Raw genomic sequence first — 16,747 nt, forward strand, 5'->3', positions numbered from 1 at the left:
TTTGGTTCAATCGTGAAGTCGCCCCGACTGCCACCCGGCGCGAGAAGATGCGCAGTGTCTCGGTGCGGCTGTCGACGGTCTGCTGCGCCAGCGCGATGCGCTCGTCCAGTTCGCGCATGACCAGATAGCTGTCGGCCACCTGTGCGATCAACCCAAGCGCGACTGCGCGGCGCGCTGCGTCGGACGCTACGTAGCTTTCCAGAGCGGCGTCGTTGAGGTTGCGCACGCGCCCCCAGAAATCGATCTCCCAGCTGGAGACACCGGCCCCCACCTGGTACTGGGTGACACGCATGGGCATGCCGAATGGGCTGACGTCCGCCGGAATGCTCAGGCGGCTAACGCCGGCCTGCGCGTCAAGGTGCGGAAAAGACTCCGAGCGCTGGATGCCAAACGCGGCACGCGCCTCTTCCACGCGCAGCACGGCAGTGCGCAAGTCACGGTTGTTCTCCAGCGCTTGCGCAATCAACGCCTGCAGGCGCGTGTCCGTAAAGTACGCCTGCCAGCCGGTGGCGGCGGCGGACAGGCCGTCCGTGCCGTCGTCGGTGTCGTAGTGCTGGGCCACAGGCAACGCGGGCGCCTCGTAAGGCGGCGCCATCGAGATGCAGGCCGACAGGGCCAGCACAGCGGCGGCGGCCATCGCGGCGGCGCGGGTGCCTGCGTAGCTGCCATGCTGCCGGCGTTGTTTCTCCACACGCATCTATTTCTCCAGCACGTAGGTGCCGGGCGCATCGGCCAATGGCGGGAATCCTGGAACGCCCATCTTCGGCGGCTTCACCACTGCGGAGCCCGAGGCATGTTCAACGAGCCATGCATGCCACGCCGGCCACCAAGAGCCGTCTGTGGCGGGTGCCGAGGCCAGCCAATCATCCGGCGCCGCCGATGTCTCGCCTGCATGGCGTGTCTGCATCTGGAAACGCCGATGCGAGTTGACGGGCGGGCTCACGATGCCGGCGTTATGGCCGCCGCTGGTCAACACGAACGTCAGCTCAGCCTCGGTCAGGTGATGCAGCTTGTAGACGGAGCGCCAGGGCGCCACGTGGTCGGTCAGCGTGCCCACCACGAAGATGGGCAAATCGATATCGTTGAGCGCCACCGGCTTGCCGTTGACGGGGTAGCGGCCCTCGCTCAGGTCGTCGTTCAGAAACAGGTGCCGCAGGTACTGGCTGTGCATGCGCGCGGGCATGCGCGTGGCATCGGCGTTCCAGGCCATCAGGTCGTTCATGGGCGCGCGGTCTCCCAGCAGGTATTCGCCCACCAGGCGCGACCACAACAAGTCGTACGAGCGCAGCATCTGGAAGGCCCCGGCCATCTGGCTGGCACGCAGATAGCCGGTCTGCTCCATCTGTGCTTCAAGCAGGCTGACCTGGGCCTCGTCGATGAACAGGCCCAGTTCGCCCGGTTCACAAAAATCGGTCTGGGCGGCAAACAGCGTCATGGAGGCCAGCCGCGCATCGCCATCGCGTGCCATGGCAGCGGCGGCAATCGCCAATAGCGTGCCCCCAAGGCAGTAGCCGGTCGCATGTACGCGCTGGCCCGGCACGATGGCATTGACGGCATCGAGCGCGGCAAAGACGCCGAGCTTCAGGTAGTCATCCATGTCGAGGTCGCGATCCGCCTCGTCAGGGTTCTTCCAGGAGATGCAGAACACGGTATGGCCCTGCTCGACCAGATAGCGGATCAGTGAGTTCTGCGGCGACAGGTCCAGGATGTAGTACTTCATGATCCAGGCCGGCACGATCAGGATGGGCTCGGCCTGGACCTTGCCCGTGGCCGGTGCGTACTGGATCAGCTCGATCAGCCGATTGCGCAGGACCACCTTGCCGGGCGTGATGGCCACGTCGCGGCCCACCATAAAGCGTTCGGTACCGGCAGCGGGCGCGCCGCTCAAGGAGCGCTCCAGGTCGTCAAGCGCATTGAGCGCGCCGCGCACGAGATTGGTGCCGTGCTGTTCAAAGGTCCGGCGCAGGACAATCGGGTTGGTTGCCAATTGGTTGCCCGGCGACATCATGTCGAGCCACTGACGCGCAGCAAAGGCGACCACGTCCTCATGATGTTTGGCGACTCCCCACACGCCGCGCGTCGCCGCCTCCCACCATTGTTCTGTCAAGAGGAAGGCCTGATGCAGCACGTTGAACGGCCACAAGCGCCACTCGTCGGCAGAGAAACGACGGTCGCGGGCCGGCGGCTGGACGCAAAGACACGCGTTCTGGGGGCCGGACGCCATGCAGTTCCGGATGTAACCCTCGAGTTGTTGGGCCTGCGTCAGCGCCAAGCGGTACAGATCCAGCTGCTTGCCGGGAGAGACGGCCAGATGCAGCGCCCAGTCGAGCAGCGCCAGTTGCATCGATGCAAGCGACAGCGAATTGGAGGCGCGGGCAAGCGCAGCGTGAAACGGTTGGTCGATCTGCTCAGCAGTCAACGAAGACGGCACGGGGGCGGTGCGCATGGTCGGGGCGTCAAACGATTGCGAAATATGCAATCCATTAGATGCCAGGGGCTACCGCCCGGACTTGATGCACCTCAAACCGGGACAAGAGGGCGGACTCTAGGTGGAGTCACAGAAACGACATCTGGGGGTGGAAATCCGGGCAGCAGGTCACTACCGCGCGCCCCCGGGGCAACCTTGTCGTCTACCGATGCGTCGGCTCACCTCGCATATCCGCGGATCCGCCCGACCCCGCGGCCGCGCCCGTTCCTGCCAAACCGTCGCTACCGCCGGATCCACGCGATCCGGCCGAGGTGCCGGCGCCCTCGGGGCCGGATGCTTTGGGCGCGGACGCCGGCACTGTATTGGGATGCCGGGGCAGGGATTTTTTTGTCGCCTGAGGTGGAGCCGCCGCTGCGGAAGCTGGCCGCGCAGAGTCCATCTTCCCGGGCTGCGCGAACGAAAGCCCACTTCCCCATCCCAGCAAAACGAGCAAGCCAGCCGCTGCCCTCTTCTGCACTTTCCGTACGTCGTCCATGCTCGGCCTCCGGTGCGTGCCGGTGTTTGAAGCAGCCGACATGCCATCGGTATCCGTTCGCAGTCACGATTCTTGCTGCCCGGTCGTCTTTCAGCGTTTTGTTTCGCGCTGAGCCGCCATCGTCAACATCCCCGAAGACGGAGCCCGATATGCACGACGACTTCAAACCGGCCCGACGCCGCTTGCTCAAGGCCCTGGGGATCACGCTGCCCGCCTCGACCACCGTATTCGCTGGCGCGCAAAGCCCAGCGGCACGCACATCCGAGCACCTTCCGGGCATGACTGCCACGCCGGGGCCAAGCGCCACCTCCGGCGCAGCGGCGACTGAACCTGTGAGTCTTTTCTTCAATGCAGACGAAAAAGCGGCGGTCGATGCGATCGTTGCGCGCCTGATTCCGGCAGACGAACTTGGGCCCGGCGCAAAAGAGGCCGGTGTCACGGTCTTTCTGGATCGACAACTGGCGGGCAGTTTCGGCAGCGGCGCGAACTTTTATCGCCATGGCCCGTTCCAGCAAGGCACACCGGAACAGGGCTATCAGCTGGCGCTTACACCGGCGGAATGCTACCGCCTCGGGCTGGCGGCATTGGACCGTGCCTGCGCGAACCGTTATGGCGGAAAGCGATTCGCCCAGCTCGATACAGCAACACAGGACGCGGTGCTCAGCGAGGCTGAAGCCGGCAAGCTTGAGATGGACGCCGTGCCGAGCGCGGTGTTCTTCCAGACGCTCTTGGACGGCGCTGTCGAGGGCTATTTCTCCGACCCCATCTACGGCGGCAACCGCGACATGGTGGGCTGGAAGCTGGTCGGTTTTCCGGGCGCAATGGCCAGTTTTGCCAATGACATCGAGCGACACAACCAGCCCTACACGCGCGCGCCCGTTTCGATCGCTACCGCACACCCGCACGACATGGCGACAGCGCCCCCGCGCTCAGAAGCGCAGCCGATTGCCTTCGTCGCGCTTGCCAGTAACGAGGTATGCCGCAGCCGCACGGGCACCGATAACGGAGGCGGCGAATGAAGACCTTTCCCCCAGTGGATGCCGTAATCATTGGCGGCGGCTGGACCGGCGCCATCATCGGCAAGGAGTTGGCGGCACATGGCTCGCGTGTGGTGGTGATGGAGCGTGGGCAGCCCCGCTGGCCGTCGCCCGACTTCCAGGCGCCGGCAATCCACGACGAACTGAAATACACGCGCCGGCATGCGCTGCACCAGGACACGTCGACCGAGACCTTCACCTTCCGCAACCGCAGCGACCAGGTGGCCTTGCCGATGCGCCGCTGGCAGTTCGCCTATCCGGCCACGCATCTGGGCGGTGCCGGCAACCACTGGTCCGGCGCCTATTACCGGTTCGACCCGACCGACCTCAAGCTGCGCAGCCACTATCGCCAGCGCTATGGCGACCGCATCTTCGATGCCAACCTCACCGCCCAGGACTGGCCCCTCACCTACGACGAGCTGGAACCGTATTACGACCGCTTCGACTACCTGATCGGCGCGTCGGGTTTTGCCGGCAACCTGAAGGGGCAGTTGCAGCCGGGCGGCAACCCCTTCGAGCCGTGGCGCTCGCGGCCGTATCCGAATCCGCCGATGAAGGTGCCGTTTGCATCGGCATTGTTCGGCACGGCTGCGGCATCACTGGGATACCACCCCTACATCCAGCCCTCTGCGCTGTGCACGCGCCCGTACGTGAACACCGAGGGGCTGCCGATGAATGCGTGCGTGTATTGCGGCTTTTGCTCCAACTTCGGCTGCGAGCATTTTGCGAAGGCGTCCCCGCAAATCTGTGTCCTGCCGGCGGCGCTCAAGCTCAACACGTTTGAGCTACGCACGAACGCCCACGTGCTGAAGGTCGAGCTGGACGAAGCGCGCAAGCACGCGCGCGGCGTGACCTATGTCGACGCCACAGGCCAGCAGTTCTTCCAGCCCGCAGAGATGGTGGTGCTGTGCGCGTTCAGCGTTCAGAACGTGCGGCTGCTGCTCCTGTCCGGCATCGGCAAGCCTTACGACGCTGCCACGGGCCAAGGCGTGGTGGGCCGCAATTACACGCACCAGACAACGTCCGGCGTGAACCTGTTCTTCGACGAGAAGACGTGGCTCAACCCCTTCATGGGCGCCGGTGCCGCGGCGGTGACGATCGACGACTTCAGCGCTGACAACTTCGACCACGGCCCGCATGGCTTCGTCGGCGGCGGCTACATCCAGATCCAGGTGGTGAGCGGCGCGCCCATCGGATACCACCCGACCCCGCACGGCACCCCGCAGTGGGGCAGCGCCTGGAAGCGTGCCGTGAAGCGCTATTACAACCATTCCGCGTCGATCACGATCACCGGCTCGGCCATGCCGACGCGCGGCGGCTATCTCGACCTGGACCCGACGTACCGCGACGTCTACGGCCTGCCGCTGCTGCGCATCACCTACGACTTTCCTGACAACGACATCCGCATGTCAGCCTTTCTGACCGACCGTGGGAACGCGATCGGCAAGGCCATGCAAGGTGTTGTGGCGACCGAGCCTGGCCCACGCAAGCGGCCGTACACGGCGACAAGCTATCAGTCGACGCACCTCACGGGCGGCGCCGCGATCGGCGACGATCCGGCCACCAGTGTCGTCAACCGCTTCGGGCAATGCTGGGATGTGCCGAACGTGTTCGTGACCGGGGCCAGCCTCTTCCCGCAAAACTCCAACTACAACCCCACCGGTACCGTGGGCGCCACGGCGTACTGGATTGCCGACGCCATCAACGCGCGCTATCTGAAGTCCCCCGGGAAGGGGCTGGTATGACCGAAGACCGCCCGCCCTCTCGCCGCCTGCCGGTCGTTTTATGGCTGCTGCCGTTGCTCGGCATTGCGCTGCCGATCTGCGCGGTCTTCTATGACATGTTGTCGGATCGGGGCATCTCGTCATTTCGTGGGGCAAGCCAGGCGCAAAACCATGCGAAGCCGCCAGGGAACGTGGCGGAAACCGGCACGGCGGTCAGGCGCGCCACCGATTTCATTCCCAAGCCGACGGCATGGTCCGCCCTGCTGGCAAAGGCGCCGCAAGAGGACACCGCGCGCGCGCGAATCCTTGTCACGCAGGGCAGTGGCGCCGTGCCGCCTGCATGCGCGACCTGCCATGGGGCGAAGTCGGTGGCGCCGCAACCGTTTCCTGCGCTGGAGGGATTGCCGGCTGAGTACATCGTCAAGCAACTGCTCGATTACCGCAGCGGCGCGCGGCAATCGTCCGTCATGCAACCGGTCGCGCGGGAATTGTCGGACAGCGATATCACAGCAGTCGCGCGGTACTACGCGGCGCAAGCGCGGCCGGGCACCGCAGCGTTGCCCACGGATGGCGCCGCCGCGAGCTTGCATTGGTCCGGCGACAACGGGCGTGCCCTGCCCGCCTGCGCAGACTGCCACGGCGCTTCGGGGCGTGGCGGCGGCCCGGTCCTGCCACCGCTGACGGGGCAGCCCAAAGGCATGGTCGCTGCGCAGCTCAATGCGTTTCGCTCCGGCACGCGCGCCAACGACGACGACGGCGTCATGCGCGCTTTTGCACACCGCCTGACCGCTGCCGAGATCGAAGGCCTCGACAACTTCTATGCCGCAGCTTCCGCCCCGCAGGGCGGCGTCCGCAAGCCAGCGCAGTAGAAATCGACCTGCCACATCCCGTTCAGATGAGACGGAGCCGCTACTTGCCCCAAGGCGGGGCGTTTCCGTGGTACAACCGGCGCCAGCGTCTCATTCACTTCCTGCATTCAGATCGACATCGGCGCACTTGCGGCCCGATCCACCTGCCTCGCCACCGAGGCACAACGACACCTCCATTTAGAGAAAACCGTGTTCACTTGCATCAACCAGAGCTGCGGCACGCAGTGGCAGCTTTCCGACGTCGTCATCAAAGACGAGGGCCAAGGGCCGCTCTTCCGCTGTGCGCTATGCGGCGCACGCAACTATCTCAAACGCGTCGAAACCAAAGACGGCCGGGTCATCTACAAGCAAATCGAAGGCAAGCCGCTCAAGTGATCCAACGCAACGACATGACCATCGAATCGACCGCCGCGCCCTTCAGCACCCTGCCGCTCGCCCCTGCCGTGCTGGCCAACCTCGCGCAGCTTGGCTACACCGACATGACGCCGATCCAGGCCGCAAGCCTGCCGATCGCCCTTGCGGGCCACGACCTGATCGCGCAGGCAAAAACCGGCAGCGGCAAAACCGCAGCGTTTGCGCTGGCTCTCCTCGCACGGCTCGACGCGCGCAGCTTCGACGTGCAGGCGATGGTGCTCTGCCCTACGCGCGAGCTGGCCGACCAGGTTGCGCAGGAGATCCGCCGCCTGGCGCGCGCCGAAGAAAACGTGAAGGTGCTGACGCTCTGCGGCGGCACACCGATGCGCCCGCAGGCGGCAAGCCTGGAGCACGGCGCCCACGTCATCGTCGGCACGCCGGGCCGCATCATGGATCATCTGGAGCGCGGCAATCTCGCGCTCGGTGCACTGAAGACGCTCGTGCTGGACGAAGCCGACCGCATGCTCGACATGGGTTTCTTCGACGACATCGCGACGGTTGTGCGGCAATGCCCGGCCGACCGGCAAACGCTGCTGTTCTCGGCGACGTACCCGGAAGGCATTGCCAAACTGAGCCAGCGGATCCTGCGCAACCCGAAAGAAGTAAAACTCCAAGAGCGCCACGACGACAGCAAGATTCGCCAGCGCTTTTACGAGGTAGCCGACAGCCAGCGGCTGCATGCGGTCGGGCTGTTGCTCAAGCACTATCGGCCGGTCAGCACGCTCGCGTTCTGCAACACGAAGCAGCAATGCCGCGACCTGCTCGACGTGTTGCGCGCGCAGGGCATTCACGCGCTTGCGCTGCATGGCGAACTCGAACAGCGCGAGCGGGATCAGGTGTTGATCCAGTTTGCGAACCGCAGTTGCTCGGTGCTGGTTGCGACCGACGTTGCCGCACGCGGGCTCGATATCGCCCAGCTTGAAGCGGTGATCAACGTTGACGTGACGCCCGATCCCGAAGTGCACGTGCACCGGATTGGCCGCACGGGCCGGGCCGATGAGAACGGCTGGGCGCTGAGCCTCGCCAGCATGGACGAGATGGGCCGCGTCGGCAATATCGAAGAGGCGATGGGCCGGGAGGTCGAATGGCACAAGCTCGACGAGCTTGATACCGGCAACGATGCGCCGCTGCTGCCGCCCATGGAAACGCTGCAGATTCTGGGCGGGCGCAAGGAGAAGATCCGCCCCGGCGATGTGCTCGGCGCCTTGACCGGCGATGCAGGCTTTCGCGGCGATCAGATCGGCAAGATCAACGTGACGGAATTCTCGACCTACGTCGCGGTCGAGCGCGGCATCGCACGCGACGCGCTGCGCAAGCTCAACGCCGGCACGGTGAAGGGCAAGAAGGTCCGGGTCCGACTGATGGAGGAGTGACGCCCTGCCCTGCGGTCACCGGCTGCGGCTCGCAGGGCGCACGCGACTCAGCGCAGGATGGCCGCGGCAACACCCGCAGCCGCACACAACGCCACCACGATCAGCGGTGGCGTTTTCCATCGTGTCAGCAGCAGGAACGCAATCACCGCGACGGCAATATCGCTCCATGACCGCACGGCGCTCGTCCAGACCGGCGTGTAAAGGGCAAACGCCAGCAATCCCACCACAGCGGCATTCACACCCGCAAGCAGCGCCGCCATGGAAGGACGCGCGCGCAACGCCTGCCAGTAAGGCAACGCCGCGATGACCAACAGCAGGCCCGGCAGAAAAATACCCACCGTGGCAAGCGCGGCGCCAGCCCAGTGATTGAGCCCCGGGCCGATCGTCCACCCCAGGAACGCGGCGAAGGTGAATAGCGGCCCGGGCACGGCCTGCGCGGCGCCGTAGCCGGCCAGGAAATCGTTTGACGCGACCCAGCCCGTTGCGACTGTCTGCTGCTCCAGCAGCGGAAGTACGACATGACCGCCGCCAAAAACCAACGCGCCCGAACGATAGAACGCGTCGAACACCTTCGCGGGCATCCACGGATGAAGGTCCGCGGCAACCGGAAACCCGAACAGCAGCACGCAGAAGAGCACCAGGCTGACGATGCTGGCCATGTGAGACATGCGGAATGCGGCGCCCTGCCCTGCCTTCAAGCCAGCAGGCGCCGAACGGGCCGATCGGCACAGCAACAGCCCCAGCACGGCGCCCAGCGCAATCACGACCAGTTGCGCGTAGACGGTCGTCAACGCACCAAGCACGGCAATGCTGATCACCGCAATGCCCGCGCGCTGCCAGTCAGGACAGAGCTTGCGCGCCATGTCCCACACGGCCTGCGCCACCACCGCAACGGCAACGAGCTTCAAACCGTGGATCAGGCCAACGCCCATCGCCCCGCCCAGGCTCGGCGCGAGCATCGCAAAGGCCAGCAGCAACAAGACGGAAGGCAGCGTAAAACCGCACCAGGCCGCCAAACCGCCGCGCCATCCGGCCCGGAGCAGACCGACGGAAAACCCCACCTGGCTGCTGGCCGGCCCGGGCAGAAACTGGCAGAGCCCGACGAGATCGGTGAATGTCGCGTCGTCCAGCCAGCGCCGGCGCTCCACGAACTCGCGCCGGAAATAGCCGATATGCGCGACGGGGCCGCCGAAACTCGTCAGACCCAGCTTGAGAAAGACCGCCAGCACTTCCATGGCAGAGCCCGCTTGATGTGTACGGGACGGTGTGGCGGAAGCGGTCATCGGGGCGGGATATCGGTGTTTAAGAAACGCGTATTAGAACATTGCCGCCATGGCTTGGAAGGCAACTAAAGTGGCAGGATAGGCGTCGCCGTCACCGTCATTGGACTCTGCCGCGTATCCCATCATGCACTTCGCCCACACCATTGGCGCACAGCGCCATGTGTTCAACGATCTCAAGACGCTTCTCGCCAAAGCCAGCCCGGCGCGCTCCGGCGACTCCCTGGCGGGCCTGGCCGCGGCCAGCGAGGGCGAACGCATGGCCGCGCGGATGGCGTTGGCGGACGTGCCGCTGTCGGTCTTCCTCAACGAAGCGCTGGTGCCGTATGAAGACGACGAGGTCACGCGCCTGATTCTGGATCGGCACGACGCGCAGGCCTTCGAGCCGATCGCCTCGCTCACCGTGGGGGAATTTCGCAACTGGCTGCTCCTGCACGAGACCGACAGCGCGACATTGACGAGCGTCGCCGCGGGCATCACGCCAGAAATGGCCGCCGCGGTCAGCAAACTGATGCGCAATCAGGATCTGATCGCCGTGGCCCGCAAGTGCCGCGTGGTCACGCGCTTTCGCAACACCATCGGTTTGCCGGGCCGGTTGTCAGTCCGGCTGCAGCCCAATCACCCGACGGATGATCCCAAAGGCATTGCTGCGTCGATCATCGATGGCCTGCTCTACGGCTGCGGCGACGCGACCATCGGCATCAACCCCGCCGGGGACAATCTCGGCGCCATCGTTTCGCTGCTGCAACTGGTGGATGAGCAGCGCAACCGCTACGCCATTCCCACGCAGTCGTGCGTGCTGACCCACGTGACGAACACCATGCGCGCGATTGACCAGGGCGCGCCGGTGGATTTGGTGTTCCAGTCGGTGGCTGGCAGCGAGCAAGCCAACGCGGGGTTCGGCATCAGCCTCGCATTGCTGGCGGAGGCGCATGACGCCGCCCAGGGCTTGGCGCGCGGCACGGTCGGCAACAACGTGATGTATTTCGAGACCGGCCAGGGCAGCGCGCTGTCGGCCAACGCGCACCACGGCGTCGATCAGCAAACGATGGAAGCGCGGGCCTATGCCGTAGCGCGGGCGTTCTCGCCCTTGCTGGTGAATACGGTCGTCGGCTTCATCGGCCCGGAGTATCTCTATGACGGCAAGCAGATCATCCGCGCCGGATTGGAAGACCACTTCTGCGGCAAGCTGATGGGCCTGCCGATGGGCTGCGACGTCTGCTACACCAACCACGCAGAGGCCGATCAGGACGACATGGATACACTGCTGACGCTGTTTGGCGTGGCGGGCGTCCAATTCATCATGGGCGTGCCGGGCGCTGACGACATCATGCTGAACTACCAGAGCACGTCGTTTCATGACGCGCTTTATCTGCGCGACACACTCGGCCTGCGGCCTGCACCGGAGTTCGAGGCGTGGCTGCAAAGCATGGGCATCGTCGATGCGGCCGGCCGCCTGCAAGACGCCACGGCGCGGCAACCGCTGCTGCAGTTGGCTCACGCGCTGTGAACTCGGTGGAGAAGCCGAACATGCCGAAATACCCCCTCGTTCAGCCCAATCCGTGGGCGCACCTGCGCGCCTTTACCGACGCCCGTATCGCGCTGGGCCGCGCCGGCAACAGCCAGACGACCGACGCCGTGCTGGCATTCGGCGTGGCGCATGCCCAGGCGCGCGATGCCGTACACCTGCCGCTCGATAGCGCAGCGGTGGCCGCCGCACTTGGGGAAGCGGGCTTCACAGCGGTGACGGCGCACAGCGCGGCTGCGGATCGCGCGGAATATCTGCGCCGTCCCGACCTTGGCCGCCGTCTTGACGAAGCCAGCCGCGCAAGACTCAGCGCATTGCGGCCAGCGCAGCCGTTCGATGTGGTGTTCGTGATTGCCGATGGGCTCTCCGCGTTGGCGGTGCAAAGCCATGCCGTGCCGCTGCTTTGCAGCGTGCGTGAGCGTCTGCCGGCCGGCTGGTCGATCGGGCCAGTCGCCATCGCGGAGCAGTCCCGCGTTGCGCTGGGGGATGAGATCGGTGCGCTGCTGGGCGCGCGGCAGGTGGTGATGCTGATCGGTGAGCGACCGGGGCTGAGTTCGCCTGACAGCCTAGGCATTTACCTGACCTACGCGCCGCGTGTTGGCCGCTCCGATGCGGAGCGCAATTGCATTTCCAATGTGCGGCCGGCAGGCCTGACCTATGACCAGGCGGCGAGCCGGCTGGTGTTCCTGCTCAACGGCGCGTTGGCGCTCGGCCGCAGCGGCGTCGACCTGAAGGACGACACCCCACCCGTTTCTGCTGTTGCCTCGGGTACAGCCCGACTTGCCGAACGTCAGAACCCATGACACACTCCCTCCCGCTGCCCACACCGGCAGCACGCAGGCGCGGCTGACGTACCAACGACAGCTGCAACACGCCGCAGGAGAGACCGGGCCCAACGCGCATACGCGTAACGCCCGGCGCCGATGGAGCAACCACCCCGGAAACTCTCAGGCAAAAGGACTGTGGCGTCGACTGCGAATCTGGAGAGAGGCGTGCACGCGCGCGCCCACCGAAGGGGAAGGCGCCAGCGCTGCTGATGCCCAAGCTCTCAGGTCCCAAGACAGATGGGGTGAGCCGACCGGATCGTCCGGTCATGACATCACTCCATAGGGACCGCCATGACGCACATCGTCATCGTCGGCGCCGGCATATCTGGCGTCACTACCGCTTACACGCTTTCGCAACTCGGCTATCAGGTCACGGTGCTCGACCGCCACCTGTATCCGGCCATGGAAACCTCGTTCGCCAACGGCGGCCAGCTTTCCGCCAGCAACGCTGAAGTCTGGAACAGCACCGGCACGCTGCTCAAGGGCATCAAATGGATGCTGCGCAACGACGCTCCGCTGCTGCTCAACCCCAAGCCCTCGTGGCACAAGTATTCGTGGATCGGCGAGTTCGTCGCCAGCATCGCGCACTACCGCCGCAACACCATCGAAACCACCCGCATGGCCATCGAGGCACGCAAGCATCTGTTTGCGATGGCCGAACGGGAGCAGATCGATTTCGACCTGCAGAAGCGCGGCATCCTGCACGTCTATCACGACAAGGCCAGCTTTGCGGCAGCAGGCAAGGCCAACGCCCTGCTCGTCGCCGGCGGGCTTGAGCGCCACGCCGTGAGCCCCGAGGAGATTGCCGCCATTGAGCCGACGCTGCGCGGCAACTACTACGGCGGCTACTTCACCGCATCCGACGCCACGGGCGACATCCACAAGTTCACGCGTGGCCTGGCGCAGGCGTGTGAGAAGCGCGGCGTGCGGTTCATGCACGGCGTGGATGTGCGCGGTGTGGAAACCACCGAAAGCGGCGTGCGCCTGCTGTTGCAAACCACACTCGATGACCGCCTTTCCACCAGCTCGGCGAATGTCGTACAGGACCTTGCCGCAGATGCGATGGTCGTGTGCGCAGGCGTGGGCAGCCGGCATATCGCACAACTGGTGGGCGATCGCATCAACGTGTATCCGGTCAAGGGCTATTCGATCACGGTCCACCTGGACGACGATGCCAGCGTGCAAGGCGCGCCGTGGGTCAGCCTGCTCGATGAGAGCGCAAAGATCGTGACAAGCCGGCTGGGCGCGGGCCGCTTCCGCGTGGCCGGTACGGCAGAGTTCAATGGCTACAATCGCGACATCCGCGCTGACCGCATCGAACCGCTGGTGGCCTGGACGCGCCGCAACTTTGCGATTGGCACGTCGCGCGTGGTGCCATGGGCCGGCTTACGCCCGATGATGCCGGACATGATGCCGCGCGTCGGCCGTGGGCGGCACGCGCGCGTGTTCTACAACACGGGCCACGGGCATCTGGGCTGGACGCTGTCTGGCGCGACCGCTGCCATGGTGGGCGAGGTGATCTCGCGAGATTGCCCGCTGCATTGATCGCAGCATGAAAAAAAGCCCGCCGGAACACTGGCGGGCTTTTTTTCATTGCGGGAATGAACCAAGCGATCAGAACTTGTGCCGCACGCCCAGCATCACGCCCAACCGCGAGTTGTTGCCATACGTGTTGCCCGAATTGTTGAATGCGGCCGCGCTGTTCAGGGCAACCCAGGCGCCCTGCAGGCGGGTGTAGTCCACTTCGGCGTAGACGTCGGTGCGCTTGCTGAAGGCGTAGTCGAGCATGCCAGCGGTGGTCAGGCGCTTACCGCTGGCATCAAGATGTTTCATCCAGTCGTACTGCACGGTGCCGATGAAGCTCAGTGCGCCGGAGATCGGCACCTTTGCACCAACATAGGCGGCCTGGTTCTTGTAGTCGGCCACGTCGAGACGGCTGTTCGTATAGCCGAGGTACCACGTGGCAATCGACGTATCGAGCTTGCCGCCAAAACCCCAGACCGTCTGCTTGCTGGCCTGCGCTGCCGGCACCGCCCCGAAGAACGCCGATGACACATCGCGCGTGACCTGGTACACGGCGCCCACTTCAGCCGGCCCCATGCTGTAGACGATCGAGCCGGCGCCGGCCGAACTCTTGCTGAAGCTGCCAGCCGCCTCGCCAAACGTCCATGCGCCGGCAAGCTGCAGGCGCCGAACGACTTGATGTATTTGACCGTGTTGTCGTAACGCAGGCCGGTGTAGTTGCCGCCTTGATAGCCGACGATGGAGTTGTTGGCGAACGCCATCGCCTCATACGAAGACAGCACTTCATGCGCCAGCGTGTATTGGCGTCCCAGGTACAGCTTGCCGTAGTCGCCCTCCAGGCCCACCACCGCGGTGCGCCCAAACAGACGTCCGCCCTGCTGGCTGCCGCCGGTATCGGGGAAGAAGCCCGATTCGAGGATGAACATGGCCTTGGTGCCGCCGCCCAGATCTTCGGTGCCGCGCAGGCCCCAGCGGCTGCCGGTCAGCACGCCGTCCATCATCTGCAGATTGCTGTTGCCTGCCGCGTTTTCGTGCGTGCTGTAGCGGATCGTGGTGTCGATCAGCCCATAGAGCGTGACACCGCTCGCGGTTTGCGCTGCCGCTGGCACGCTCGTGGCTCCGAGCACCAATGCGGCAATCATTGTCTTGTTCATGGCTCCCTTGTCTCCTCTTTGGTGTGATGGGTATGGATGTGCGACGGCTGTCCGGGCAACCGCGGTGTTGCGTGGATAGCGCGCACGGCCGCACAACCGTGAGCGCCAGAATTCTCGTGACTCAGTGGTCAGCCGCAGTGGTGGCGCCTCGGCTCAGTTGCGCCTGCACCGCCATGCGCACGGCGGCGTTTGCGGCGCCGTAGCCGAGGTAGCCGTTGCGCTGGACAAGCTCGAAGAAGAAGCGCTCGCGAAACGGTTCGGTGTAGGTGTGCAGAAAATCGCCGTGCGGGTCGCGGTCGTAGAGCAGGCCGTCGTCGTGCAGGCGCGTGACCAGTGCATCGTCGAGCCCGAGCCGGGCAGCGACGTCGTCGTAGTAGTTCTCCGGCACGTGCTGCAGACGTGCGGCACCGCGGTCGATGGCTTCAATGGTTTCGAACAGCCGCTCGGTGCGCAAGGCAATGTGATGCACGCCCGAGCCCGCGTAGGCGGCAATGAACCGGCCGGTGGCCGTACGCCCGCTTTCCGACACGCTGAGCGGAATCCGCACGTTGCGATCGGGGCTCACCATGGCCCGGCTCTTCACGAGACCGTACGGGTCGGCAATCTCCTGCACGCCTTCGGCCTGCATGCCGAAGATGGCCCGGTAGAACAGCACGAAGCTGTCGAGCCGATGTGCCGGCAGTGCCTGCGCAACGTGGTCAATCGATGCCAATCCCGCTGCATCGTCCGGCACGTCAGGCTGCAGAACGAAATCGCTCTCGTAGATGCTGCGATCCGCCTGGCGGTCATCGATTAGATAGAGCAGCGTACCGTCGGGGGCGCGCAGGGCCGGAATGCTGCGTTCGGCAGGCCCCACCGGCCCGCGCCATTCCTGGGCGCACAGTACACGTGCACGTGCCATCGCGCGTTCGGCGTCGTCCACCTTCAGGCCAATCGCACAGACAGACGGCCCGTGCAACTCGAAATGTTCAGACGCCGCGCTGTCCTGCTCCATGTTCAGGATCACGTTGACGCGGCCTTGCCGATACAGGTCAACGGCCTTGGAGCGGTGGTGTCCGGCAAAGGCGAAACCCAGCGCACGCAGGCGCGCTTCAAGCTCCCGGCCCGCCGCGGCATCCACCGCAAACTCCAGGAAATCCACGCCTTCAAACCGGGCCGCCGCCGGCAGCTCCGCACCGCCAGCTTCGGACTCCAGCCAGAGCAGCGAACGCATGCCGTCCAGCGCGGTCAGCCGCGCGGGCGCCGAGCGGAATTCGTCATTGAAGACTTCCAGCGACAGCGGCCCCGTATAGCCCGCGGCAAGCAAATCGCGCGCAAAGTCCGTCACCGCCAGATCGCCCTGCCCCGGGAAGTTGCGGTGATGCCGGCTCCAGGACAGCACGTCCATCGACAATTTCGGGGCATCCGCAAACTGCACAAAGAAGAGCTTGTCTGCCGGCACATCGCTGAGACCCTCCAGGGAGTCGCCCAGCGAGAGCGTATGGAAGCTGTCGAGAATCAGCCCCAGCGCAGGGTGGTCAGCCTGCCGTACGATCTGCCACGCCTGGCGCCAGGTTCGCGTGTGGCGCCCCCAGGCCAGGGCCTCATAACCTACGCGCAGCCCGCGCCGCGCCGCTGCGTCTGCCATCTGCCGCAGGTCGTCCGCCGCGCGCGCCGGATCGTCGATGGCGAACTCCTGCACGTTGCTGCAGACCAGCACCATCTCGACGCCCAGCTCGGTCATCACGTCGAACTTGCGCTCGGCGCGGGCGAGATTTCGGGCGAACAGCTCATGCGGCATGGCCTCGAAATCGCGGAACGGCTGGTACAGCAGGATCGCCAGCCCAAGGTCGGCCGCCATCTGCCGCACGCGGGCCGGCGAGCCGTCGAAGTTCAGCAGATCGTTTTCGAAGATCTCGATGCCATCAAAACCAGCTGCGGCCGCCGCTTCCAGCTTTTCAGGCAGCGTGCCGGACAGGCAGACGGTGGCAATGCATTTGGGATGGCGTGCTGCGCGGGGCGAATTCATGGCGATGCGTTGTCTGACGATGCCCGCAGCGTAGGTGGGCACACCC

The 16,747-nt window shown here is 65.3% G+C and carries 12 protein-coding genes, 1 pseudogene and 1 riboswitch; of the genes and pseudogenes, 8 read left to right on the forward strand and 5 right to left on the reverse strand.

Annotated elements, in window-relative coordinates; genetic code table 11:
* The coding region (locus tag FUT88_RS19010) for a TolC family protein (protein WP_186829336.1) at positions 1–697 on the reverse strand (697 nt) is incomplete at its 3' end.
* The gene (locus FUT88_RS19015) at positions 698–2,446 is read right to left on the reverse strand and encodes a PHA/PHB synthase family protein (RefSeq protein WP_147217007.1); all 1,749 of its coding nucleotides are present in this window, start codon (positions 2,444–2,446) and stop codon (positions 698–700) included.
* 381 nt (positions 2,447–2,827) lie between these two features.
* On the opposite strand from FUT88_RS19015, the gene FUT88_RS19020 reads away from it, so the two are divergent.
* From FUT88_RS19020 to dbpA, 5 genes are all read left to right on the forward strand, one after another.
* Positions 2,828–3,982, forward strand: coding sequence for a gluconate 2-dehydrogenase subunit 3 family protein (locus FUT88_RS19020; RefSeq protein ID WP_261797206.1), 1,155 nt, complete (start codon positions 2,828–2,830; stop codon positions 3,980–3,982).
* Positions 3,979–5,745 (forward strand): GMC family oxidoreductase, encoded by a 1,767-nt coding sequence (locus FUT88_RS19025; protein WP_147217005.1) that lies wholly within the window; start codon positions 3,979–3,981, stop codon positions 5,743–5,745. Before FUT88_RS19020 ends, FUT88_RS19025 begins: the two co-directional genes overlap by 4 nt.
* The gene (locus FUT88_RS19030; protein WP_147217440.1) at positions 5,742–6,593 is read left to right on the forward strand and encodes a c-type cytochrome; all 852 of its coding nucleotides are present in this window, start codon (positions 5,742–5,744) and stop codon (positions 6,591–6,593) included. The genes FUT88_RS19025 and FUT88_RS19030 overlap by 4 nt, the downstream gene beginning before the upstream one ends.
* 189 nt (positions 6,594–6,782) lie before the next feature.
* Positions 6,783–6,968: a hypothetical protein gene (locus FUT88_RS19035; RefSeq protein WP_009241699.1), complete on the forward strand. Its 186-nt coding sequence runs from the start codon at positions 6,783–6,785 to the stop codon at positions 6,966–6,968.
* Positions 6,969–6,982: 14 nt separating this feature from the next.
* Complete coding sequence (dbpA, locus tag FUT88_RS19040; RefSeq protein WP_147217442.1) at positions 6,983–8,380, forward strand: ATP-dependent RNA helicase DbpA; 1,398 nt, start codon at positions 6,983–6,985, stop codon at positions 8,378–8,380.
* 47 nt (positions 8,381–8,427) lie between these two features.
* Here dbpA and chrA read toward each other — a convergent pair whose 3' ends face one another.
* Positions 8,428–9,663, reverse strand: coding sequence for a chromate efflux transporter (gene chrA, locus FUT88_RS19045; RefSeq protein WP_147217444.1), 1,236 nt, complete (start codon positions 9,661–9,663; stop codon positions 8,428–8,430).
* Between the two features lie 124 nt (positions 9,664–9,787).
* Between chrA and FUT88_RS19050 the strand changes: the two genes are divergently transcribed.
* The 3 genes from FUT88_RS19050 (at position 9,788) to FUT88_RS19060 (ending at position 13,560) form a co-directional block, all read left to right on the forward strand.
* Complete coding sequence (locus tag FUT88_RS19050) at positions 9,788–11,170, forward strand: ethanolamine ammonia-lyase subunit EutB (protein ID WP_147217446.1); 1,383 nt, start codon at positions 9,788–9,790, stop codon at positions 11,168–11,170.
* A gap of 20 nt (positions 11,171–11,190) precedes the next feature.
* Entirely contained in the window at positions 11,191–11,991 is an 801-nt protein-coding gene (gene eutC / locus FUT88_RS19055; protein ID WP_147217448.1) for an ethanolamine ammonia-lyase subunit EutC, read from the forward strand.
* 64 nt (positions 11,992–12,055) lie between these two features.
* A riboswitch (glycine riboswitch) is annotated at positions 12,056–12,161 on the forward strand.
* A 145-nt stretch (positions 12,162–12,306) separates the two neighbouring features.
* A complete protein-coding gene (locus FUT88_RS19060; protein ID WP_147217450.1) occupies positions 12,307–13,560 on the forward strand; it encodes a D-amino acid dehydrogenase in 1,254 nt (417 codons plus the stop codon).
* Positions 13,561–13,629: 69 nt separating this feature from the next.
* On the opposite strand, the pseudogene FUT88_RS19065 reads toward FUT88_RS19060, so the two are convergent.
* Both FUT88_RS19065 and FUT88_RS19070 read right to left on the reverse strand, forming a co-directional pair.
* Positions 13,630–14,693, reverse strand: a pseudogene (locus FUT88_RS19065) (porin).
* Between the two features lie 121 nt (positions 14,694–14,814).
* Positions 14,815–16,701, reverse strand: a complete 1,887-nt coding sequence (locus FUT88_RS19070; RefSeq protein ID WP_147217452.1) for a bifunctional sugar phosphate isomerase/epimerase/4-hydroxyphenylpyruvate dioxygenase family protein — start codon at positions 16,699–16,701, stop codon at positions 14,815–14,817.
* Positions 16,702–16,747 lie beyond the last annotated feature (46 nt).

This window comes from Ralstonia sp. TCR112 (genome assembly GCF_007997035.1).
Classification (GTDB): domain Bacteria; phylum Pseudomonadota; class Gammaproteobacteria; order Burkholderiales; family Burkholderiaceae; genus Ralstonia; species Ralstonia edaphi.